The organism is Pseudomonas sp. B7(2017) (genome assembly GCF_002112745.1).
Classification (GTDB): Bacteria; Pseudomonadota; Gammaproteobacteria; order Pseudomonadales; family Pseudomonadaceae; genus Aquipseudomonas; species Aquipseudomonas ekonensis.
Window position 1 is genome coordinate 1 of sequence record NZ_NEIP01000024.1, and the last position, 20,881, is coordinate 20,881.

Genomic DNA, 20,881 nt, shown 5'->3' on the forward strand with positions numbered 1-20,881 from the left:
CCGCCATCGCTGGCAAGCCAGCTCCCACAGGTATCTCCGGTGCCCGCAGAATCCATGCGCACCACAAAACCTGTGGGAGCTTGCTTGCCAGCGATGAGGCCGGCACAGCCAACATCTCTATTGCCTGACCCACCGCCATCGCTGGCAAGCCAGCTCCCACAGGTATCTCCGGTGCCCGCAGAATCGATGTGCACCACAAAACCTGTAGGAGCTTGCCTGCAAGCGATGAGGCCGGCACTGCCGACATCTCTGTTGCCTGACCCACCGCCATCGCCAGCAGGCTGGCTCCTACAAGGGATCTCGGCTGTCCGCGACATCCCAGCACACCACAGAACCCTGTGGGAGCTTCGGTGCGACGATTCGACTTGCCAGCGATGGCGCCCTTGCAGGCGCCGCAGGCAAACGCACCCTCCACACAAAAAACACCACCCACAAAAAAGGGGACTTTCGTCCCCTTGCGCCTTCTACTGCCCGGCCCTCAATAGATGTCCTTCGACAACAACGTGAACGGCGTCTTCACCAGGATCTTCACATCCAGCCACAACGACCAGTTGTTGATGTACTGAAGGTCGATCTCCACGCGCTTCTGCATCTTGTCGAGGGTGTCGGTCTCGCCCCGGCAGCCGCTGATTTGGGCAAGGCCGGTGATACCCGGTTTGATTCGGTGGCGTGCCATGTACGCGAGAATCTTGCCCGAGTAGTAGTTGTTGTGCGCCACGGCATGCGGACGCGGGCCCACCAGCGCCATGTGCCCTTGCAGCACGTTGAACAGCTGCGGCAACTCATCCAGCGAGGTGCGGCGAATGAAGCGGCCGACCGCCGTGATGCGCGAATCGTTGCGGCTGGCCTGCTTGACCTCACGGTCGTCGTGCACGCGCATCGAGCGGAATTTCCACACCTGGATCACCTTGCCGTTCCAGCCGTGGCGGTCCTGCTTGAAGAACACCGGGCCCGGCGAGCTGAGCTTCACGGCCAGCGCGATCAGCAGCAGCACCGGGCTCAGCAGGAGGATGGCCACCAGCGCCACGGCTTTCTCCACCAGGCTTTTGCTCAGCGCCGCGGTCGGTCGGCTGGTCAGCGGGCTTTCGTTCAGGTAGATCGCCGGCAGGCCGTCCACGACTTTCACCGAGTGGTTGAGCAGCGTCAGGCTGTTCAGGTCCGGCACCCACACCACGTCGACGTTGGCGTCCAGCAGATCGACATACATGGCTTCGATCTTCGCCGCTTCGCTCAGGGGCAGGGTGATGTACAGGCGACGGATGCCATGGCGGCGGATCAGCTCCAGCAATTCCTCCTGGGCGCCGACGACGCGCGGTGCGCCCGCCTCAAGCGCAGGAGCGGTGCCGTTGCTCACCAGCCCCACCAGCGGCAGGTTTTCGCTCTGGTTCAGCTTCTTCGCCAGGCCCAGGGCCAGTTCGCCGGTGCCGACGATCAGGGTCTTGTGCTCGCTCTTGCGGGTGCGCTGGTAGTACTTGGAGAACGCATGCAGCGGCGCGTACAGCAACGCCTGGCCGAGGAAGCCGTACACGGCCCAGTCCAGGATCACCGGCGGCGAAAACAGCTCATCGGCCTTGCAGACGAACGCGATGAACGCCAGGGCGCCCATGGTCATGGACCAGCCTGCCAACAGCCGGCCGAGTCCGGTCAGGTAATTGTCCCGTTTTCGGTAAGCGCCGCTGAACGTGTAGGCCGGCACCGAGGCCAGCACCGCCAGCATGGTGCACATCCGGTAATAGAACTCGACCTTGCCGGTGTGCTGCTCGGCCAATATGAACAGCAGTGAAACAATAAAGCACTGCGCCAATGCCCATTGGCCCCAGAAGGTAAGTCCCTTGAGGCCGGTGTTTCTGTTGATACGAAGAGTAAGATCCATACGATATCCCCAAAAGACGTCCATTCAGGTTTCGACAGTTGAAAACCGAGTTGTTAAATAGACTTGTTGTTTTTGTTGGAGCCAGTGTCCTGAGGTAACAGCGTCGATATGCCGAACTGTCGTCATTGAATAGACTAAGTTATTGCCGGGGATGGTGTCTGACGAGTTCTAACAAGATGGCACAGTGCCAACTATTGAGTGGCAAGAAGTTCCGGACGTTAGAAAAGGTCAAAAGCGGAGGGGTGAATAAATGATGTTGTGTTTGATACTGTAGGAGGCGTGGGAGGCGGGATCGTTCGGAAAAGGGAGGAGGTCAAACAGGAGTGCTTTTTTATTTTTGTTTTTGCACTGTTTCCGTTTGTTTTACATATTCAAAGCCGTGGTTACGCGACGACTTCCTGAATCAGGCAGTAGCCTCGGTTGCGCACGGCACGAAACAGTCGCTCACCGTTGCTGGCGCTCTTGAACTTGTCCTGCAGGCGGCTCAGGCACATCTCCAGTCCGCGGTAGTGCTCAGGCTCCCGGCCGATGCTGAGGATCAATTCGTCACGGCTGACGACGCGCTCCTCATGGTGCAGCATCTTGCGTACCAGCGCCGTCTCAAGGCCGGTGAGGCTGATCTCCACACCCTGCTTGACCAATACGCCATGATCGTCGTCCAGGTGCCAGGCCTCGGAGCCGCCGGCGTCGACGTCGATCGTTCGGGCAATGCCGCCGGTGTCCGCCGTCGCGGGCGGATGGCTGTGGAACGGGTTGGCCGATTGGGCCGCCAGCCACTCGGATTCGAGGGTGGCCAATATCTTTTGCGTGTCGTGTTCGATACTGCGCGCGACATTCTTCCTTGTGACGCTCGGGTAGGTGAACTCCATCAGCATGGGGGCGGAAGAGGGCGACGCAACACCTTCGATGAACATTTGTGCCTGGGACGTGCCGAACGAGTTGAACCGCTCACTGGACAGGATCGATTCAAGTTCACGTTGCGACGAAGTGCTGTGTGTCACGACGACAAAATATTTTCGGTGGAGGGTGGTACTGGTTTCCATGTCTCTCTCCTAAAACTGCACGCCAAAATTTGGCTAAAAGATATTCGGCAGGCGAGTAATAACCACCTTGGCAATAACCATAAGGCAGGGTCTGGGCTCGAAAGTGGCCCTCGAATAGACTTCACTCGATCTGCTGCGTGAAACAGGGCTTTATTGTTATGGTTCGGTGTTGCCACCGCGCTCATGCAATCGACAACTTATTATTGAATTTGAAACATGAATGAAACGACGAGATCCAGGATCTTTATATGGTTGCATCAGACGCTCCTTCGTATGCATGCAAAAAAACGGCTTATCCTTGGTTCAGGCGGTTGAGATCAACCCCCTCATCAGACGGTATCCGTATCCACGGATACTCTGAATGGCGTTTGTACCATACATGTCTTTGATTTTTCCACGTAGACGGCTGATCGACTTCTCCAGCGCCCGGGGGTCGTAGAAATTGGTGTTGAGCCCCATGATGTTGGCGATTTCATCATGGCTGAGTATGTGATTGCCGGTCTGCGCAAACGCTTCCAGGATCTTCATTTCAGCGAAGGAGATGTCCAGCTTCTTGCTGGTGTCGGACAGGCAGATGCGCGTGGGATCGAGCACCAGGTCGATATCCCGTTGCCATTCTTCGCTGTTGAAGAACTCGGCCAGCAGTTCTGCGCCTTCGTCGGCGAGGGTATTGAGCTTGATGCAGAAGTCGGCGCCGGCCAGGTAGTACTTGATCTTGTTGAAGGCGCCGCGGCCTGTGAGCACGGCGCAAATGATCGGCTTGAGATTGTCGCTGCGCAGCGCTTCCACCAGCGCCAGGCTTTCTTCGAGCGCCTGGGGGCTGTCGATCACGATGAAGATGGCCCGATACGAGCCGCAATGTTCATGTTGCTTAAATGAACGGCCATACGAGTTGGCCTCGATCTCCATGTCGGCCCGCACGTGCCTGGCGACCAGCGCACTGAAATGTTCAGCCACGCCACGGGTGCGGGCCAGGGTGAGGACACCTGGCTCGTCGTTTGTCCGGCGTTGGCTTCTAGTGGTCGCCAAGTTCCCTGTAAGCATCATGCATTGACTCGAAAAAGTGCTGACATCGGGATGTTAAAGCACAGTTTCTCATCTGTGACTGACAATTGGTAACATTTGCGCGGATTTTAGACGTGGCTCCCGAGTTTTCTAACAATAACTAAGCTTTTCAAGCTTTTAGTTGATTTTCTCGGAGGGGTGAACTAGTGGAAGAGGAGGCGTTAGATGATGGCGATGTGGAATTGTGCCATCATTTTGTATCTGTGGCGATTTGTTTTTTATGCCCTTTTGCCACTATCTGCCTGCGCATCGATCATTGTTCAAGTGAATGGATAATGTGAGGCGGGTCACATTTTATTGGGTCAAAGCCGATTTTTCCACCCGGGCCCTAAATTTATTTCGATGAATTCGTATTCGGACGATTAATAACATGGCTTGAGTGCGTCTTTTGATAAGGCCTATTCTCCGTCGCCGAGTAGAACAGTCGGGTATGGATACACGAACTGTTTAACATCATAGACGCAATTTCTGAATGCAATGGACGAAGTGCTCTTCAAGAGCGATCTGACGGAGGATTAATGGATTTCTGGACCTTATTCCAGGTGTTGATACTAGGGGCTGTAGAAGGTCTGACCGAGTTCTTGCCCATTTCCAGCACAGGCCACCAGATCATTGTCGCGGATCTGTTGGAGTTCGGCGGCGAACGCGCCATGGCGTTCAACATCATCATTCAACTGGGGGCGATCCTGGCCGTGGTCTGGGCGTTCCGGCCCAAGATCTTCGAAGTCGTCAAAGGCCTGCCGACCCAGCGCAATGCCCAGCGTTTCACCGCGAACCTGCTGATCGCCTTTCTGCCTGCCGTGGTGTTGGGCGTGCTGTTTGCTGACCAAATCCATCACTACTTGTTTAACCCGATCACCGTCGCCGTCGCGTTGGTGGTGGGCGGGGTGGTGATGCTGTGGGCGGAACGGCGGGAACACGTGGTGAGCGTCGACCATGTCGACGACATGCGTTGGTCTGACGCGCTGAAGGTGGGTTTCGTACAGTGCCTGGCGATGATTCCGGGCACTTCCCGCTCCGGGTCGACCATCATCGGTGGCTTGCTGTTCGGCCTGTCGCGCAAGGCTGCCACGGAGTTCTCGTTCTTTCTGGCGATGCCCACCATGGTCGGTGCGGCGGTGTACTCGGGCTACAAGTACCGGGAACTGTTCCAGGCCGGCGACCTGCCGGTGTTTGCCCTGGGCTTTGTGATCGCCTTCATCTTCGCGATGATCGCCGTGCGCGGGCTGCTGAAGTTCATTGCGAACCACAGCTACGCGGCGTTCGCCTGGTATCGGATCGCCTTCGGTCTGCTGATCCTGGCGACCTGGCTGTTCGGCTGGGTGAACTGGACCGCTGCGGCGGCCTGACGTCTATTCGGCCAGGCGGAGCGATCCGCCTGGCCAAACAGTTTTCAACGTCCTTCGAGCAGCCCGGCGGCCTGATCCAGCAGCGCCAGCGGATCCTTGGCCTTGTGGATGTCCACCGACAGCAACTGACGAAACTTGCGCGCCCCCGGAAACCCGGTGCCCAGCCCCAACACATGGCGGGTGATGTGGTGCATCGCGCCGCCGGCCAGCAGATGCTCGGCGATGTACGGCCGCAGCTGCGCCAGCGCCTCGGCCCGGCTGATCACCGGCGCCTGGCTGCCGAACAGTTGTTGGTCCACCTCGGCCAGCAGGTAAGGGTTGTGGTACGCCTCGCGGCCCAGCATCACGCCGTCGAAGGTCTGCAGATGCTCGCGGCAGGCCTCCATCGTCTTGATCCCGCCGTTGAGGATGATCTCCAGCTCCGGAAAATCCGCCTTCAACCGCGCCGCCACGTCATAGCGCAGCGGGGGAATGTCCCGGTTCTCCTTCGGAGACAGCCCCTCCAGAATCGCGATCCGCGCATGCACCGTGAAACTGGTGCAGCCGGCATCGCGCACCGTGCCGACGAACTCGCACAGCTCTTCATAACTGTCCCGCCCGTTGATCCCGATCCGGTGCTTCACCGTCACCGGAATCGACACTGCATCACGCATCGCCTTCACGCAATCGGCCACCAACTGCGGATGCCCCATCAGGCACGCGCCGATCATGTTGTTCTGCACCCGGTCGCTCGGGCAACCGACGTTCAGGTTCACCTCGTCATACCCATGCGCCTGCGCCATGCGCGCACACGCCGCCAGATCCAGCGGCACACTGCCGCCCAACTGCAACGCCAACGGATGCTCCGCCTCGTTGTGCCGCAGGAACCGCTCGTGATCGCCGTTGAGCAACGCCCCGGTGGTGACCATTTCGGTGTAGAGCAGGGCATTCTTCGACAGCAGGCGTAGGAAGAACCGGCAATGACGGTCGGTCCAGTCCATCATCGGCGCGACGGAAAAACGACGGGAGAGCGGGGCGGGTGCGGCGGTAATCGGGGACATGGGCGGTTCTGGAGTGGGTGGGGCTGGGAGGTGGGGGAGTTTATCAGGATTGGAAGCGCGAAGGGCTCAAGGGCTTTGGCCAGACGGACAGGTAGCTGGTGAGAGGATTTTTTCTATCGAGAAGTCCTGCTTTTGCGGTTTTTTCTTTCTGTTTTAAAGCGCGGTGTTACCGTGCCTGGCTTCACATGCCATTACCTTGGACTGCTAGAAATGAGAAAGGGATTTAACGTTTCGATTTGCGTACTGACGATTGTCGCGTTTTGCATACTGTTTTTCGGAGTGCCTGTTGCTGGCGTCTACAGCCACCCAAGAATTGCGACCTATGCAGCATTTTTAAGTTGCTTTGTATTGTTCCTGATGCTTCTTGAAATGAGGCAAGACCGCGTGTTGAAAGGGGTGTTTCTGATAGGCGCAGGTGTGCTTTATCAAGTGGTCTATCCAAAGTTTTTCTATATCTTTGTCGACAAGTCGATCATGCCCTCTGATGCCGTAGACCATTTTGAGATTTTTGGACAGGTCATTTCGCTGGCCTGTGCGGGGGCCGGCGGTAGCATCATTGCTGCCTATGCCGATAAAACCTCCAGCGACAACGAACAGGCCTTGGTGTCGAGTCTGGCACCAGAAAGGACCGTGATTGAAAGAACGGTGATAGACAATACGTTGCATATCAAACAGCTAGTAGAAAGCAATACGACCCTGAGCAAGAAAATCACTGCACTGGCGGTTGTGGTCGCCGTGATGCTTGTCGTGGTGATGATTGGGGCGATGGTTTTGTTGTTTCGTTAGAGCGGCGCAAGATTGCTGAATGCAAAATTAAACAGCAATGGTCGGTGCATGTTTAAGCATTGGTTTGTGTTGTCGGCTACTGCCCACGTAGCCTTGCACCACCCCCTACACCTAAGCCAGAATCCGCCGACTTGTGCGTCTAGGGCACGGGTTTTATCGTTCCAGGGTCACTGAAAACCAGTGATCGGGTTTGGTAGCCCGACTTCCCACACGACGCATAAGCGTCACCTTGTGCAGGTGCCTTTTCGGCATCTGTTTGATGGTGGCCATGCGCAGGGCGTCTTCGGGCGCGCCGGATTTTCCATGTGGGCCGGTCTACCAACCTTCGTATGGCCGCCACCCTTCGTTTGGTAGCGAGGGTGACGGCTCCTTAAGTCCCATATGGAGCGTTACCTATGATCAAACCAACACCCAACCCACCCCTCACCGACCCCGCATCCCCCTACGAATCCATCGATTCCCGAAAGCTCAACGAAGCCGCCGAACGCGCCCTCGACCATTACCTCAACCCTACCGCGCAGATCATGGGCACTCCCCATGAATCCGAACCCATGTACCTGGCCAACCCGGTGTACGACACCGAATCCCTGCTGGCCAACGCCAGCGAGAACCTCGGTTCGGCGTCGGAGATGCTCAATAACTTCGCCGCCGTGCTGGGCGCCGGGCAGCGGCGGATGGCGTTGGGCATTGCGCAGTTGGTGATGTTGAGCGAGGTGGCGGTGAATCAGGCGCTGGATAACGTCGAGCCGAAGACGTAAGCCACGGCCCGGCGATTGGCCTGTCGCCGATAGGGCAGGACAGGGCGGCAATGCTGAACCCCGGCTGTCGAGCCGTGAAGTTTCATGTTGTCGCCCGCCCCGGGCGCCTAGGATGGGAGCGACACGACCGCATCCCAAGGGAGCCCAGCCATGCATGCCCGATTTATTCACGCGTTGTTGATCGTCGCCGCCGTTTCAGCCCTGAGCGCCTGTTCGGGCGGCGGCATGACCACCACCACGTGCTTCTCCGCCGACTGCCAGTCGCTGGACGGCCGTAACGCCAACACCCTGAAGTTCGGCGGGAGCAACATCGGCAACAACTTCAACCAGTACAGCTCGGGCCTGTTGCACGACGATTGAGGTCAGGGCGCCGTGGGCGCGGCGATCCATTCGCCCAGCACTTTCTGGTACTTGCCGGTCACCTTGCTCAGGTGCAGCCACTGGTCGACGTAGAGTTTCCAGCTGATGTCGTCGCGGGGCAGCAGGTAGGCCTTTTCGCCGTACTGCATGTACTTGTCCGGGTTGACGGCGCACAGGCCCGGTTTGAGTTTCTGCTGGTAGCGTGCTTCGGACGCGTCGGTGATCATCACGTCGGCCTTGTTGTCGAGCAGTTGCTGGAAGATCGTCACGTTGTCGTGCAGCGCCAGTTGCGCCTTGGGCAGGAAGGCGTGGACGAAGGCTTCGTTGGTGCCGCCGGCGGGTTCCACCAGGCGCACGCCGGGCTGGTTGATCTGTTCGACGGTCTGGTACTTGGCCTGGTCGGCGCAGCGCACCAGCGGGATCTTGCCGTCGACGTCGAGGGTGTTGCTGAAGAAGGCCTTTTTCTGCCGCTCCAACGTCACCGAGATGCCGCCCATGGCGATGTCGCATTTGCCCGCCAGCATATCCGGCATCAGGGTTTTCCAGGTGGTCGGCACCCATTCGGCCTTGACCCCGAGGCTGTCGGCCAGGGTGCGGGCCATGGCGATGTCGATGCCTTCGTAGTCGCCGTCTTCGCGTTTGAAGGTGTAGGGCTTGTAGTCGCCGGTGGTGCAGACGCGCAGCCGGCCTTGTTGCTGGACGCTGTCCAGGTGCGAAGGGGTGGGCTCTGCTTGGGCGACGCCGGCCAGGGTCAGCAGGCCGCAGAAGATCATCCGGGTGGTTGGGGTGGTCATGGGTGAGGGGCTTCTGTGGGGAGTGGAGGTGGACGCAGTGTAGTGCGCGGGTGGTTCGGAAGGGGCGGGCATCCATGAAAAAGGGCGATCTTGCGGATCGCCCTTTGGTTTTGCGGCCGGTGGATTACGTCGGGTTGTTCGAGGTCATCTGCTGGACGACGTAGGCCTGGAAATCCTGCTCGGACAACTGCGGCGCCAGTTGCGCGTCCGGGAAGTTGTGCCAGTTGGAGCCTTCCTTGCGGGCGAACGTGCGGTGCCACTTGAGGATGTTCGTGCCTTCGCGCACGGAGCGCGAGGACGAGTTCTCGGAGTTGTCGCGGTTCTTGATCTGGAGGATTTTCCAGTCGCCCGAGCCGTCGTCCGCGCGCTTGATGAAGTCGGCCTTTTTGGTGGTGTAGCCGGAGCACTGCACCCAGCCGGTGGGTTCGGCTTTGCTGGCGATGTAGTCTTCGAGCAGGTCGCCGGTGAGGTTTTCGGCGGCCATGGCGATGGCATGGGCGGTCTGCATCTTTTGCAGCTCTTCGGGCGCGAAGTTGCCGTGCGCGCCCATGATCACCGGGATGATCGGGTCTTGAACGGTTCTGGGCAGTATCAGCTGTTTGGCGGCGCGGCCGTTGGAGAACTTTTGCGCCAGCCGGCCGATGTAGGCCTCGCTGCCCAGCGGCGCCGCTTTGGTGGCCTTGGGGGCGAACTCGGGGTTGGCGCTGAGGAACTCGACGACCGTGGCGAACGGGTCGACCAGGTCCGGGTTGACGTCTTCCATGGCCGCACGGGCGGCGGCTTGGGCATTGGCTGGGAACGGCATGCGGTGTCCATACATCGTGGAGGTGCGAGGTTGATATCACTTTGATGTTGTTTTGTACAACACCTGGATCCAATCACTGTCCCTCCATCTCGGGACTCAACGTCCCCAACCACGCCACCAACCCCACGATCACCAGCGCAATCCCCAACTCCACCGCCACGCTGCGGCGCAGCACGTTCGCCGCCACCCGGTGCTGACCGTCGCGCAACGACCGCTCCAGCAACGGCCCGAGGTGAAAGCGGTTCAGCGCCGCCAGCACCAGCATCCCCGCAAACAGGAACACCTTGACCGCCAGCAGGATGCCGTAGGCGCCGAGCAGGATCTCGCCCAGCGTCGGGCCGACGATGAACAGGTAGTTCGCCACGCCGGTGACCGTGAGCGTCACCACAATCATCGCGCCCACCCATTCGAAGCGTTTGACGGCAAAGGCCAAAAGCCTAAGCCGCGCTTCGTCGAACTTGGCGTCGGTTCGCGCCATCAGCACCAAGGCGAGCAGGGCGCCCAGCCATGCGCCGACGGCGAGCAGGTGCAGGATGTCGCTGAGCAGGTGCCACACGCGGCGCGACCCTTCGTCCATCGCGCCGTGGCCGCTCCAGGCCAGCGAGGCGAGGGCGACGGCGCCGGCCAGCGAGGCGATCCACAGGCTCAGGCCGGGCCTGCGCGGATGGATCGTCAATGCCAGCCCCACCAGCGCTAGCGCGCCGACCCGCACCGCCCAGGCCATTCCCACATCGGTTTCGCCCAACATCATTTGCAGGTGCGGCCACAGGGCGGCGAGGTCGGTTTCGCCACTCATGCTGCGAGTCATCATCACCAGGCCGGCCACCGACAGCAGCGCGCCCAGTGCGGCCAATAAGGCCAGCATCGGGCGCAGCGCCAGCACCGCGCCGGAGCGCCGCTGTTCGCCGCTAAGGCTGTACACGCCGAACGACGCCACGCCGAACACCAGCAGCAGATCCCCATACAACGCCAGGCGCAGCAGGCCGTTGATCAGCGCATCCATCGGTCACTTCACCTTGAACGTGACGTTGCCGGTGATCGGGTGGGTGTCCGACGACACCGCGCGCCACTGCACCTGATAGGTGCCGGCCGGCAACGGCGCCAGCGGGGTGACCAGCATGGTCTTGGGGTCGCTGCCGGCGCTGATCCGGGCCTTCATCGGCATGGGCGAGTGGGCCATGCCGGGCATTTCGGTCATCACCAGTTTGGCGCCAGAGAACTGGGTCGTCAGCGGCTCGGAGAAGCGCAGTTCGATCTTCTCGGGGGCGGCGCCGTCCGCGCCTTCGGCGGGGGTGGACGACAGCAGTTTCGGGTGGGCCAGGACCTGGGCGCTCAGCAGCAGTCCGGTGGCGAGTACGACGGCGGTTTTGATGGTGCGCATGCAAGGCCTCTTTCCGCTCGGGGGCGGTGTTTTTTTGGGATGGGTGAAGGGGTCAGAACCACAGCCGCACGCCGAGCACCAGGCGCGTTTCGCTGCGGTCTTCGCCTTCCTCCCGTGCGAAATCGGCGGTGTTGCCGTAGGTGCGGTTCCAGGTGACGCCGATGTACGGCGCGAATTCGCGGCGGATCTCGTAGCGCAGGCGCAGGCCTGCCTCGGTGTTGGCGAGCCCGGCGCCGATGCCGCGCTGCGGGTCGTTCTGCCCGTAGACGTTGAGTTCGGCGGTCGGCTGCAGGATCAGGCGGTTGGTCAGCAAGATGTCGTAGTCGCCCTCCAGCCGGATGGCGCTCTGGCCGCCCTCGCCGAGGAACGCCGTGGCTTCGGCCTCGAAGTTGTACAGCGCCATGCCTTGCAGGCCGAACGCGGCCCAGGTCTGCGGGGCGCCGGGCTTGAAGTCCTGGCGCACGCCGCTGACCACGTCCCACCACGGCGAGATCGCGTGGCCCCAGAGGGCCTGGAGCTCGGCGTCTTCGGTGCGGCCGTTGCTGCGCTCGCCCTCGGAACGCAGCCACAGCCGATCGGTGTCGCCGCCGATCCAGCCCGATACGTCCCAGGCCAGCACGCTGGCGTCGTCGGCGTCCTGCCATTCGAGCTTGTCGGCGAGGAAGTAGGTGTGGACGGCGCTGTCATGCACCTTGTGGCCGCCGGGGCTGTTGAACACGGCGGCGCGGTCGGCGTCGGTCAGGGCCGGGATCGGCGTGCGGCTTTCGGTCGGCGCGGCGGGCTGCATGCCGCCGTCATCCATCGCCTGCAGGGCGGATGCGTCCATGCCGGGCATCTGGCTGTGGTCCATGCCGGCCATGTCGCTGGCGGCCATGGCCGTGGACAGGGTGCCGGTGAGCAAAACGGGTAACGCTGCGAATCGGATCATGGTCGGCCCCTCATTCTTCCACGCGGACTTCACGGAACATGCCCATTTCCATGTGGTACAGGAGATGGCAGTGGTAGGCCCAACGGCCGAGCGCGTCGGCGGTCACCCGGTAGCTGCGGCGGGTGCCGGGGGGCATGTCGATGGTGTGCTTGCGCACCTGGAAGTCGCCGTTCTCGTCCTCCAGGTCGCTCCACAGACCGTGCAGGTGGATGGGGTGAGTCATCATGGTGTCGTTGACCAGCACCAGGCGGATGCGCTCGCCGTACTTCAGGCGCAGGGGCTCGGCGTCGGAGAACTTCACGCCGTTGAACGACCAGACGAACTTCTCCATGTGCCCGGTCAGGTGCAGCTCGATGGTGCGGCCGGGGTCGCGGCCGTCGGGGTCTTCGAAGGCGCTGCGCAGGTCGGCGTAGGTCAGCACCTTGCGCCCGTTGTTGCGCAGGCCCAGGCCCGGGTCGTCGAGTTTCGGGGCGGTGGTCATGGCTTGCATGTCCACCAGCGGGTTGTCCTTTTCGCTGGCGGGGTGGGCCTGCATCGGGCCCATGCCCATGGCCGAATGATCCATGCCGGCCATGTCGTCCATGTTCATGCTGCCGTGGTCCATGCCGCCCATGCCCATGTCGTCCATGGTCACCAGCGGCCGCGGATCCAGCGCCGGCACCGCCGCCGACAGGCCGGCGCGGGCGGCGAGGGTGCCGCGGGCGTAGCCGGTGCGGTCCATGGCCTGGGCGAACAGGGTGTAGGCCTCGGCGGCGGGCTCGACGATGACGTCGTAGGTTTCCGCCACGGCGATGCGCAGCTCATCCACCGTGACCGGTTTGACGTGCAGCCCGTCGGCGGCGACCACGGTCATCTTCAGCCCCGGAATGCGCACGTCGAAGTAAGTCATGGCCGAGCCGTTGATCAGGCGCAGGCGCAGCTTTTCGCCGGGGCGGAACAGGCCGGTCCAGTTGGCGTCGGGCGCCTGGCCGTTCATCAGGAAGGTGTAGGTGGCGCCGCTGACGTCGGCGATGTCGGTGGGGTTCATGTTCATCTGCGCCCACATCGTGCGGTCGGCGACGGTGGCGCCCCAGCCCTTGTCGCTGACGTCGTGGATGAAGTCGGTGACGGTGCGTTTGTGGAAGTTGTAGTAGTCGGACTGCTTCTTCAGGGTCTTCATCAGGCTGTCCGGGTCTTCGTCGGTCCAGTCGCTGAGCATCACCACGAAGTCGCGGTCGTAGCGGAACGGCTCCGGTTCCTTGGCGTCGATGATCAGCGGGCCGTAGACGCCGGACTGTTCCTGGAACCCGGAATGGCTGTGATACCAGTAGGTGCCGTTCTGCCGCACCTTGAACCGGTAGACGTACACGCCGCCGGGCTCGATGCCGTGAAAGCTCAGCCCCGGCACACCGTCCATGTCGGCCGGCAGCAGGATGCCGTGCCAGTGGATCGAGGTGCTGTCCTTGAGCCGGTTGCGCACGCGCAGCGTCACGGTGTCGCCCTCGCGCCAGCGCAGCAGCGGGCCGGGCAGGCCGCCGTTGATGGTCATGGCGGTGCGGGGAGAACCGGTGAAATTGACCGGGGTCTCGCCGATGAACAAATCGAATTCGCTGCCGCTCAAGGCGTTGGGCAGGCCCGCGTCGCCCTGGGCCCAGACCGGCGTGCGCCACAGCCCGAGGCCGCCGAGCAGCCCGCCGGCGGCCAGTCCCTTTACGAAAGTGCGTCTGGAGGTGTTGGAATGCATGCGCGGAAATCCCCGTCGAGCCGTCTGGTTCGGCAATGACGGGGAGGCTAGCGGCCGGCAGCTTTCAGTTGGCTGAGGGGCGGATTACAGTTTTGACAGGTTGTCGGCGCAACGCGGTGGGTCGGTCATCGACGTGCGTATGGTCTGGCGTTTCTTCCCCGGGGTTGCGTTTCAAATCAGGATCGACGGTCGGCTGTTGGATTGGAATGGCCTGCCCTGAACAGCGGCTGTGAGGCGTTCGGGTCTTTCAGGGCGTTCAGGTAATGCCCGACAAAGTGTTTGAACCCTTCCTCCGACATTAGCTGCGTCAGCTCTGGATCCGGAAAAGTCCGCCAGTAGGTTTCCGTCTTGCGAGCATGCGTTCGGTGCCAAAGCTTAATGGGTTTACCTTTGCGCACAGTGGTCGACGAAGAGTTTTCCGTGTTGTTGCGGTTTTTGACCTGCACAGCGGTCCAGTTCCCCTCGTAAAGTGAGGGCGGTTTGATGAAGTCAATGGCGGTCACCGTCGATCCCGAACACCAGACCCAACCGTTCGGTTCAAGGACGGATGCCAGGTAGCGCTCCAGCAGATCCCCCACAATGTTTTCTGCCCCCATCGACAGCAGGTGCCCCTCCTTGAGCGTCTCCAGATTGGCCTCCGGGCAGTCGAAGTACTGGTTAAGGATCACCGATACCATGGGATCCGGTATGGTTTGAGGACGTTTGGGGTGTCTTGCCGTCCTACCGGCAGCGAACTTCTTTGCCAGCCATTCGATGTATTGGGGCGATTCAACAGGAAATGAAGAGCCTTTGCGTTGAGCGCCATCTGTGGGGTTGATGAGCAGGTACTGGATGAGGCAAGCGTAATGCTCGACGATGTCCGGGTTGATCGCTTCCATGGCGTCGCGGGCAAACGCCACGGGATCGCGTGCTAGGTGTATATCCATATCACAGGCCTGAAGGGGTATCGATCGACGATACTACGGTGCCACTACTCGTGTAAGTCAACCGAAATATCGCTGACGACAGGCGCGAGCCGGTGATTTCGGCCCGCGCGTCATCTCACTTCCAGTTCTGTTCGGTAGGAAGCCCGAAGCTTGAACCGCCCTCAGATCGACAACCCTGTTTGCACCATGGCGAGCAGGCCACTCTCCGTCAGTGCCACCGCATCAGGATGTGGGCCGGACGGTTCGATGGTTTGAAGCCACCAGTGGGTGATCCCGTGTTCATCAACGGTGCGCAGCAGTGCAAGTTCCTCGCCCGTGGAATGTATTTCCACTCTCCCGGCGCCGTCTTCGGTGAACCGCGCAATCGGGTCGAACGTCAGGCTGTGCTGGTTGGCTTCGATCACCAGTTGGTCGATGGCGTAGTCGTGGGTTTCGCCGTCGGGCGAGGTTTCGCAGACATGGGTGGGGTTGCGCCGGATCTTCAGGCCGACTTCCGCCACCGGTTGCAGCCAGCCTTCGATGCGGTGGTAAAGGGCATAGACTTGCGCGGGCCAGCAGTCGATCTCCAGTTCGGCGCAGGTGATTTCGTCTGCATGGGTGTGCCGGGTCTGTTTGAGTTTCGCGGCCAGTTCGTCTGCTTTACTCATGTCGGTTCCCTGTGGTGATGACAGCTCAATCGTAGTCCTTTCAAAGTAATGCACGTTTTGCCCTGCGTCATGCGCTTGCAACACAAGCGTGCCCCAATCGACTCCTGGCCCGAACCGGGTCAGCTCACCAAAACCACGGACGCAGACGTCCCAAGGAGCGGGAACATGAAAAAGCTTTTTACAATTCTGGCGCTGATCGCGCTGACGGCCGGTGGCCTGCAGACGGCTTCGGCGCGCCAGAGCCATGCCAGCAAGCAGGCGGCCACGGAGTCGGTGGCGGGGGTGTTCGACTACTACCTGCTGACGCTGTCGTGGTCGCCGACCTTCTGCCTGACCCACAAGGACGATGCGCAATGCTCCGGCAAGGGCTACGGCTTCGTCCTGCATGGCTTGTGGCCGCAGTACGCCGGGGGTGGCTGGCCGGAGTCATGCCCGCCGGTGACGACACTGTCGGCGGCGGAAACCGCCAAGGGCATGACCCTGTTCCCGACGCCCAAGCTGCTCAACCACGAATGGGCCAAGCACGGCACCTGCAGCGGCCTCGGCGCGATGGGCTATCTGGATGCGGCGGACAAGGCTGTGGCCGCGGTGAAGATTCCTGAAGAGCTGCAGCCGTTCAGCAAGTCGTATTACTTCGAGGCGCAGGAGATCGCCGACCTGTTCCGCAAGAGCAACCCGGGCATCCCGGCGAACGGCATCGCCGTGATCTGCAGCGGCCCGGAGCTGTCGGAAGTACGGGTGTGCATGGGCAAGGACCTGCAGTTCGGCGCCTGCGGCAAGGGCGTGAAGACCCAGTGCCGCTCCGGTGACATCCGCGTGCCGCCGTCGCGCTGATCCGGGCGCCAGACAGACCGCCATCGCCAGCAGGCTGGCTCCTACAGAGAATTTGGGTGAATGCAGAATCTGCGGCCACCGCAACGCCATGTGGGAGCCAGCCTGCTGGCGATGGCGGAGTGTCAGGCAGCAGAGATGTCGGCAGTGTCGGCCTCATCGCGGGCAAGCTCGCTCCAACAGTGGTTTTCGGTGATCCACGATACCTGTGGGAGCTGCGGTGCGACGACTCGACTTGCCAGCGATGGCGTCAGCCCATCCAGCCTAGATGCGTCAGACATTCCACCACCGCCGGCAGGCCGGTTCCTAGAGTTCCCTTCGCATCGCCGCTCAAGAAAAATAAATCGACGCGCAACGGTTATCCAAAACCGTTATGTGCCGATATCCATCGGGCCGGGATTGTGCCGGTAGCACCCGGTTGCCCCTTACAATCGGGTGGACTACGCTCACGGAAACCAAGGGTTTCGGGCCCGCGCCCTTGCAGTACCTGCCCAGGACACGTTTTTGCCAATCCCAATCCACGACCCGCACCAGCCGCCCGGCGGCACGTTGAAACGCCTGCCGCTGCGCAAAGCGGCGGTGCTGTTCATCGTCGCGGTGTGCCTGTGCCTGTTCGGCCTGCTGTACCTGCAACTGGAGCAGTCGCGGCGCCAGGACCTGGCGATCGCGCAGATGGCCTCGGCCAACCTGACGCGGGCGATGGCCCAGCAGGCCGAAGACACCTTCCAGGCGGCGGACCTGGTGCTGACCAGCCTGGTGGACTGGATCCAGGATGACGGCTATGGCGCGGCCCAGCGGCCGAGACTGCAGAAGACCCTCGCCCGGCGGGTGCAGCAACTGGAGCAACTGCACGGGCTGTTTCTGTTCGACCGCCAGGGGCAGTGGGTCATCACCTCGTTCCCCGACTTGCCCCGGGGCAATGGCGTGGCGGACCGCGAGTACTTCAAGTTTCACCAGCAGAACGAGTCGACGGTGGCGCACATCGGCCCGGCGATCCGCAGCCGGGAGAACGGCGAGTGGATCATCCCGATCTCCAAGCGGGTGAACGACCGGCTCGGCAACTTCCAGGGCGTGCTGCTGGCCGGGATCAAGATGTCGTACTTCGACCGCTTTTTCAAAAGCTTCAGCCTCGACGACAACGGCACCATGTTCCTCGGCCTGACCGACGGCACCTTGCTCGCCCGCCGGCCGTTCGATGACGCCTTGATCGGCACGTCGCTGGCCCAGGGCGAAATCTATCAGCGGCTGCTGCCCAACGCGCCGGCGGGCACCGCGATGATCGATTCGGTGATCGACGGCGTGACGCGGCTCTACGGCTATCGGCAGTTGCAGGCCTTTCCGCTGGTGGTCGCGGCGTCGTCCTCGCGGGACACGATCCTGGAGGGCTGGCACGCCCGGGCCTTTCAGTCCAGCGTGATCGTCGCGCTGGTGATACTCGGCGTCGGCCTGTTCGGCTGGGTGTTCATCCATCAGGTGCGCGACGGCGAGCGGATCGAGAAGAACCTGCGCAAGGCACAGCGTGCGCTGGAGCAGATCGCCACCCATGACAGCCTGACCGGGCTGGCCAACCGGCGCCTGTTCGAGCAATCGTTGGCGGTGGAGTTCGCCCGGGGCGCGCGGCAGTCGAGCCCGGTCAGCCTGATCATGCTCGATATCGACTTCTTCAAGCGCTACAACGATGCCTATGGCCATGTGGCGGGCGATCATTGCCTGGCGCAGGTCGCCCAGGCGGTGAAGGGCTGCTGCCAGCGCAAATCTGATCTGGCGGTGCGCTACGGCGGCGAGGAATTCGCGGTGCTGTTGCCGGACACCGACATCAACGGGGCGTTGGCGATTGCCGGACAGATCCGGCGCGCCGTCATGGACCGGAACATTTCCCACAGCGGTTCGCCCACCGGCTACCTGACGGTGAGCCTGGGCTGCTACGCCTTCATCCCCAATGGCCGGGACAGCATCGAAACGTTCATCCAGCGCGCCGATGCCGCTCTCTACCAGGCCAAGAACGCCGGGCGCAACCGTGCGGCGGTGTTCTCCTACGACGGCGGCATCGGCGAGCTGATGCGCTCGGACCGCTGATCGCGTGCAGGGGCCGGTTCAGTCGCCGACGGCGTAGCCGGACAGTCTCTTTTCAAGGTTCAGGCGCACCTGCGGCCATTCGTCGTCGATGATGCTGAAGCGAACCGAGTTGCGCTTTCGGCCATCGGGCATGATCCGCTCGTGGCGCACGATGCCTTCTTGCTGTGCGCCGAGGCGCAGAATGGCGTTGCGCGACTTTTGGTTGGTCTCGTCGGTGGTGAACTGCACCCGCACGCAGCCGAGCACGTCGAAGGCGTGGCGCAGCATCAGGTATTTGGCTTCGGTGTTGACGAAGGTCTTCTGCCAGGTTGCGGCGATCCAGCTGCTGCCGATCTCCAGCTTGCGGTTGAGCGGGTCGATCTTCCAGAAGCGGGTCGAGCCGATCACCTGGCCGGTGGCCTTGAGCACGATCGCAAAGGGCATCACGGTGCCGGCGTCGCGCCCGTCCAGGGCCTTCTTCAGGTAGCCGTCGACGGTGAGCGCCGAAGGCACCACGGTGACGGTCAGGTTCCACAGTTCGCCGTCGGCGGCGGCCTGGAGCAGGGCGTCGGCGTCGGCGTATTGGAGAGGGCGCAGGACGATGCCCCGGCCTTCCAGGGTGGTTTGCATGGCGGGTGGCTCTCGGCGGTTCGGGCGGGCGACCATTACGCCGCACCGGGCAGGCCCCACGCAAGCGGGGGAGGTGGATCGAACAAGGAAAGAGCGCCCCAAGCGATTGGCGAAATCAATTGTCGATTCCCGGTCGGGACCCCGTATACATGTCGGCCATCGGCGGAATGATCCGCGGCCCCATGCATAAGGACCCAGCAATGACCGAGCCACGCCTGAGCGATTCGACCCTGTATCTGCGGCGCCTGGGCTTCGAGGCGCCCCCGGCGCCGACCCTCGAGACCCTGCGCCAGTTGCAGTTGCGCCATACCGGCGCCTTTCCCTTCGAGAACCTGTCGACGATCGCCGGCCGACCGGTGCCGATCGACCTGGCGTCGGTGGAGCGCAAGGTCCTGCATGAAGGGCGCGGCGGCTACTGCTATGAACTCAACAACCTGTTCCTGGCCTTGCTGCTGGAGCTGGGCTTCGACGCCCGCGGCATCAGCGGCCGGGTGGTGATGAACCAACCCGAGGGCAGTTGGACGGCGCGGACCCACCGCCTGAGCCTGGTGACCCTCGACGGCGTGCGCTACATCACGGACGTCGGCTTCGGCGGCATGGTGCCCACCGCGCCGTTGGCGCTCGACACCGAAGCGCAGCAGCGCACGCCCCACGAACCCTACCGCATCGAGGTGCAGGCCGACGGCTACATGCTGCAAGCCAATGTCGCCGGCGAGTGGCGGCCGATGTACTTGTTCGACCTGCAGCGCCAGGAAGACATCGATTACACCCTCGGCAACTGGTACGTCTCGACCCACCCCGACTCGCCGTTCGCCCAGCGGCTGATGGTTGCGCGCACCGGGGACGGCTGGCGGCGCACGTTGAACAACGGCAGCTTCGCCATCCACCGCATCGGTGCCGAAAGCGAGCGCCGCGAGGTGACGGACGTCGATGAGTTGATCGGGCTGCTGGAGCGCGAGTTCGGCCTGCGGGTGCCCATGCACGAGCAACTGCGCCCGGCGCTCGAAAGGCTGATCCGGCCGTCGTGAGCCCTAGGGCTTGGCGTCCGCCTCCAGCACCCGGCGGATCTCGCCTGCGGCCGCCGCCAGTTTCTTTTCCAGGGCCTTGAGGTCGGCGGCACTGATGCCTGGCTTCAGGCGCCCGCCGTCACCGGCCTGGGCGGATGTGCCGCTGCCGTCGAGCAAGCTGTGGCGCAGGGTGTTGTTGATCACCGTCTGGTAGCCGTAGCCCTCGCGCTCGGCCACCGTGCGGGCGGCGTCGATGACGGCGTCGTCGAGCATGATGGTGATGCGCGTCTTGCCTTTGGAGGCGGCGACGGATCCCCGTTTGGCCTCGCTGAAGTCGTATTCGTCTTTCATGGTTCAAGTCTCCCAAAAGTACTGGCGCCGCTCGCTCGGCGTTGCGGTGCGCGCAGAAATGATTCGAACGACATTCGGTTCCCGGTAGCTGTACGCGACCGCCAGCAGCCGGCCCTTGCCATCGAGGCCGAGGGTGATCCAGCGCGGTTCGTCATGGTCGTTGTCTTCCAGCGTCAGTGCGCGTTCGTCGTGAAACACCGGTTCCGTCTCGGCAAGGCTGATGCCCTTGTGCTTGAGTTTGTTGGCGGCGTTCTTGGCTTTGTCGTATTGAATCTCGAATGAACTCATTATGCATACTTTATATGTATATAGAAGTGAACGGCGCTACCGCCGGTCGCCCTGAACACTTCAGCCTAGAGTGATAACGAGAGGAGCCCGGCGCGGATGTATTGCCGGATTTGTGGGGGGTGAAAGCACCGGGCCACAAGGTCGGGTGGCTGCCGAACCATTTTGTGATCGGCAAGTTGTATACAAGTCTATGGACATTTGTCCCGACTCTTGAATACAGTGTGCGCACAACAAAAACCAG

The 20,881-nt window shown here is 61.9% G+C and carries 22 protein-coding genes; 7 read left to right on the forward strand and 15 right to left on the reverse strand.

The features are described 5' to 3' along the window. Positions 1-478: 478 nt before the first annotated feature. From CAG29_RS26440 to CAG29_RS26450, 3 genes are all read right to left on the reverse strand, one after another. The gene (locus CAG29_RS26440; RefSeq protein WP_085656916.1) at positions 479-1,873 is read right to left on the reverse strand and encodes an undecaprenyl-phosphate glucose phosphotransferase; all 1,395 of its coding nucleotides are present in this window, start codon (positions 1,871-1,873) and stop codon (positions 479-481) included. Positions 1,874-2,256: 383 nt separating this feature from the next. Further along, positions 2,257-2,916, reverse strand: a complete 660-nt coding sequence (locus CAG29_RS26445) for a helix-turn-helix domain-containing protein (protein WP_085584465.1) — start codon at positions 2,914-2,916, stop codon at positions 2,257-2,259. Between the two features lie 303 nt (positions 2,917-3,219). After that, positions 3,220-3,963: a winged helix-turn-helix domain-containing protein gene (locus CAG29_RS26450; protein ID WP_085584463.1), complete on the reverse strand. Its 744-nt coding sequence runs from the start codon at positions 3,961-3,963 to the stop codon at positions 3,220-3,222. Between the two features lie 536 nt (positions 3,964-4,499). On the opposite strand from CAG29_RS26450, the gene CAG29_RS26455 reads away from it, so the two are divergent. Further along, complete coding sequence (locus CAG29_RS26455; protein WP_085584461.1) at positions 4,500-5,330, forward strand: undecaprenyl-diphosphate phosphatase; 831 nt, start codon at positions 4,500-4,502, stop codon at positions 5,328-5,330. A 44-nt stretch (positions 5,331-5,374) separates the two neighbouring features. On the opposite strand, the gene dusA is transcribed toward CAG29_RS26455, so the two are convergent. Continuing rightward, the gene (gene dusA, locus CAG29_RS26460) at positions 5,375-6,370 is read right to left on the reverse strand and encodes a tRNA dihydrouridine(20/20a) synthase DusA (protein WP_085695387.1); all 996 of its coding nucleotides are present in this window, start codon (positions 6,368-6,370) and stop codon (positions 5,375-5,377) included. Positions 6,371-6,580: 210 nt separating this feature from the next. Here dusA and CAG29_RS26465 point away from each other — a divergent pair, with 210 nt between their 5' ends. The 3 genes from CAG29_RS26465 (at position 6,581) to CAG29_RS26475 (ending at position 8,274) form a co-directional block, all read left to right on the forward strand. Continuing rightward, a complete protein-coding gene (locus tag CAG29_RS26465) occupies positions 6,581-7,156 on the forward strand; it encodes a hypothetical protein (RefSeq protein ID WP_139831534.1) in 576 nt (191 codons plus the stop codon). A 395-nt stretch (positions 7,157-7,551) separates the two neighbouring features. Then, complete coding sequence (locus CAG29_RS26470) at positions 7,552-7,914, forward strand: DUF6124 family protein (protein ID WP_085695388.1); 363 nt, start codon at positions 7,552-7,554, stop codon at positions 7,912-7,914. Between the two features lie 150 nt (positions 7,915-8,064). After that, the gene (locus CAG29_RS26475; protein WP_085695389.1) at positions 8,065-8,274 is read left to right on the forward strand and encodes a hypothetical protein; all 210 of its coding nucleotides are present in this window, start codon (positions 8,065-8,067) and stop codon (positions 8,272-8,274) included. A gap of 2 nt (positions 8,275-8,276) precedes the next feature. On the opposite strand, the gene CAG29_RS26480 is transcribed toward CAG29_RS26475, so the two are convergent. The 8 genes from CAG29_RS26480 to CAG29_RS26515 form a co-directional block, all read right to left on the reverse strand. Next, complete coding sequence (locus CAG29_RS26480; protein ID WP_085630692.1) at positions 8,277-9,068, reverse strand: transporter substrate-binding domain-containing protein; 792 nt, start codon at positions 9,066-9,068, stop codon at positions 8,277-8,279. A 124-nt stretch (positions 9,069-9,192) separates the two neighbouring features. Then, positions 9,193-9,873: a SinI family restriction endonuclease gene (locus tag CAG29_RS26485; protein ID WP_170929995.1), complete on the reverse strand. Its 681-nt coding sequence runs from the start codon at positions 9,871-9,873 to the stop codon at positions 9,193-9,195. A gap of 73 nt (positions 9,874-9,946) precedes the next feature. Next, positions 9,947-10,876 carry a copper homeostasis membrane protein CopD gene (gene copD, locus CAG29_RS26490; protein WP_085695390.1) on the reverse strand — a complete coding sequence of 310 codons (930 nt, stop codon included), beginning with the start codon at positions 10,874-10,876 and terminating at the stop codon, positions 9,947-9,949. A gap of 3 nt (positions 10,877-10,879) precedes the next feature. Beyond that, positions 10,880-11,254, reverse strand: coding sequence for a copper homeostasis periplasmic binding protein CopC (copC, locus tag CAG29_RS26495; protein WP_085584356.1), 375 nt, complete (start codon positions 11,252-11,254; stop codon positions 10,880-10,882). Between the two features lie 52 nt (positions 11,255-11,306). Continuing rightward, positions 11,307-12,182 carry a copper resistance protein B gene (locus CAG29_RS26500; protein ID WP_085695391.1) on the reverse strand — a complete coding sequence of 292 codons (876 nt, stop codon included), beginning with the start codon at positions 12,180-12,182 and terminating at the stop codon, positions 11,307-11,309. Between the two features lie 10 nt (positions 12,183-12,192). Then, positions 12,193-13,905, reverse strand: a complete 1,713-nt coding sequence (locus CAG29_RS26505) for a copper resistance system multicopper oxidase (RefSeq protein ID WP_085695392.1) — start codon at positions 13,903-13,905, stop codon at positions 12,193-12,195. 176 nt (positions 13,906-14,081) lie between these two features. After that, on the reverse strand, positions 14,082-14,831 hold the full coding sequence (locus CAG29_RS26510) for a SinI family restriction endonuclease (RefSeq protein WP_085630682.1): 750 nt from the start codon (positions 14,829-14,831) through the stop codon (positions 14,082-14,084). A gap of 161 nt (positions 14,832-14,992) precedes the next feature. After that, positions 14,993-15,478, reverse strand: a complete 486-nt coding sequence (locus tag CAG29_RS26515; protein WP_085695393.1) for a hypothetical protein — start codon at positions 15,476-15,478, stop codon at positions 14,993-14,995. Positions 15,479-15,643: 165 nt separating this feature from the next. On the opposite strand from CAG29_RS26515, the gene CAG29_RS26520 reads away from it, so the two are divergent. Further along, positions 15,644-16,312 carry a ribonuclease T2 gene (locus CAG29_RS26520; RefSeq protein WP_085584344.1) on the forward strand — a complete coding sequence of 223 codons (669 nt, stop codon included), beginning with the start codon at positions 15,644-15,646 and terminating at the stop codon, positions 16,310-16,312. A 501-nt stretch (positions 16,313-16,813) separates the two neighbouring features. Beyond that, positions 16,814-18,385, forward strand: a complete 1,572-nt coding sequence (locus CAG29_RS26525; RefSeq protein WP_085584342.1) for a sensor domain-containing diguanylate cyclase — start codon at positions 16,814-16,816, stop codon at positions 18,383-18,385. 18 nt (positions 18,386-18,403) lie between these two features. Here CAG29_RS26525 and CAG29_RS26530 read toward each other — a convergent pair whose 3' ends face one another. After that, on the reverse strand, positions 18,404-18,994 hold the full coding sequence (locus CAG29_RS26530; RefSeq protein ID WP_085695394.1) for a GNAT family N-acetyltransferase: 591 nt from the start codon (positions 18,992-18,994) through the stop codon (positions 18,404-18,406). Positions 18,995-19,194: 200 nt separating this feature from the next. On the opposite strand from CAG29_RS26530, the gene CAG29_RS26535 reads away from it, so the two are divergent. Further along, complete coding sequence (locus CAG29_RS26535; protein WP_085657060.1) at positions 19,195-20,022, forward strand: arylamine N-acetyltransferase; 828 nt, start codon at positions 19,195-19,197, stop codon at positions 20,020-20,022. Positions 20,023-20,025: 3 nt separating this feature from the next. Here CAG29_RS26535 and CAG29_RS26540 read toward each other — a convergent pair whose 3' ends face one another. Together CAG29_RS26540 and CAG29_RS26545 are read right to left on the reverse strand one after the other, a co-directional pair. Continuing rightward, the gene (locus CAG29_RS26540; protein WP_085695395.1) at positions 20,026-20,352 is read right to left on the reverse strand and encodes a BrnA antitoxin family protein; all 327 of its coding nucleotides are present in this window, start codon (positions 20,350-20,352) and stop codon (positions 20,026-20,028) included. 3 nt (positions 20,353-20,355) lie between these two features. Further along, positions 20,356-20,640 (reverse strand): BrnT family toxin, encoded by a 285-nt coding sequence (locus CAG29_RS26545; RefSeq protein ID WP_085584333.1) that lies wholly within the window; start codon positions 20,638-20,640, stop codon positions 20,356-20,358. Positions 20,641-20,881 lie beyond the last annotated feature (241 nt).

Bases quoted from the DNA above. Each gene is read 5' to 3' on its own strand.
- CAG29_RS26535 (WP_085657060.1), top strand. From the start codon at position 19,195: ATGACCGAGCCACGCCTGAGCGATTCGACCCTGTATCTGCGGCGCCTG.
- dusA (WP_085695387.1), bottom strand. From the start codon at position 6,370: ATGTCCCCGATTACCGCCGCACCCGCCCCGCTCTCCCGTCGTTTTTCC.
- copD (WP_085695390.1), bottom strand. From the start codon at position 10,876: ATGGATGCGCTGATCAACGGCCTGCTGCGCCTGGCGTTGTATGGGGAT.
- CAG29_RS26440 (WP_085656916.1), bottom strand. From the start codon at position 1,873: ATGGATCTTACTCTTCGTATCAACAGAAACACCGGCCTCAAGGGACTT.
- CAG29_RS26520 (WP_085584344.1), top strand. From the start codon at position 15,644: ATGAAAAAGCTTTTTACAATTCTGGCGCTGATCGCGCTGACGGCCGGT.
- CAG29_RS26530 (WP_085695394.1), bottom strand. From the start codon at position 18,994: ATGCAAACCACCCTGGAAGGCCGGGGCATCGTCCTGCGCCCTCTCCAA.
- CAG29_RS26455 (WP_085584461.1), top strand. From the start codon at position 4,500: ATGGATTTCTGGACCTTATTCCAGGTGTTGATACTAGGGGCTGTAGAA.
- CAG29_RS26465 (WP_139831534.1), top strand. From the start codon at position 6,581: ATGAGAAAGGGATTTAACGTTTCGATTTGCGTACTGACGATTGTCGCG.
- CAG29_RS26485 (WP_170929995.1), bottom strand. From the start codon at position 9,873: ATGCCGTTCCCAGCCAATGCCCAAGCCGCCGCCCGTGCGGCCATGGAA.
- CAG29_RS26515 (WP_085695393.1), bottom strand. From the start codon at position 15,478: ATGAGTAAAGCAGACGAACTGGCCGCGAAACTCAAACAGACCCGGCAC.
- CAG29_RS26445 (WP_085584465.1), bottom strand. From the start codon at position 2,916: ATGGAAACCAGTACCACCCTCCACCGAAAATATTTTGTCGTCGTGACA.
- CAG29_RS26480 (WP_085630692.1), bottom strand. From the start codon at position 9,068: ATGACCACCCCAACCACCCGGATGATCTTCTGCGGCCTGCTGACCCTG.
- CAG29_RS26470 (WP_085695388.1), top strand. From the start codon at position 7,552: ATGATCAAACCAACACCCAACCCACCCCTCACCGACCCCGCATCCCCC.
- CAG29_RS26450 (WP_085584463.1), bottom strand. From the start codon at position 3,963: ATGATGCTTACAGGGAACTTGGCGACCACTAGAAGCCAACGCCGGACA.
- CAG29_RS26545 (WP_085584333.1), bottom strand. From the start codon at position 20,640: ATGAGTTCATTCGAGATTCAATACGACAAAGCCAAGAACGCCGCCAAC.
- CAG29_RS26540 (WP_085695395.1), bottom strand. From the start codon at position 20,352: ATGAAAGACGAATACGACTTCAGCGAGGCCAAACGGGGATCCGTCGCC.
- CAG29_RS26510 (WP_085630682.1), bottom strand. From the start codon at position 14,831: ATGGATATACACCTAGCACGCGATCCCGTGGCGTTTGCCCGCGACGCC.
- CAG29_RS26500 (WP_085695391.1), bottom strand. From the start codon at position 12,182: ATGATCCGATTCGCAGCGTTACCCGTTTTGCTCACCGGCACCCTGTCC.
- copC (WP_085584356.1), bottom strand. From the start codon at position 11,254: ATGCGCACCATCAAAACCGCCGTCGTACTCGCCACCGGACTGCTGCTG.
- CAG29_RS26505 (WP_085695392.1), bottom strand. From the start codon at position 13,905: ATGCATTCCAACACCTCCAGACGCACTTTCGTAAAGGGACTGGCCGCC.
- CAG29_RS26475 (WP_085695389.1), top strand. From the start codon at position 8,065: ATGCATGCCCGATTTATTCACGCGTTGTTGATCGTCGCCGCCGTTTCA.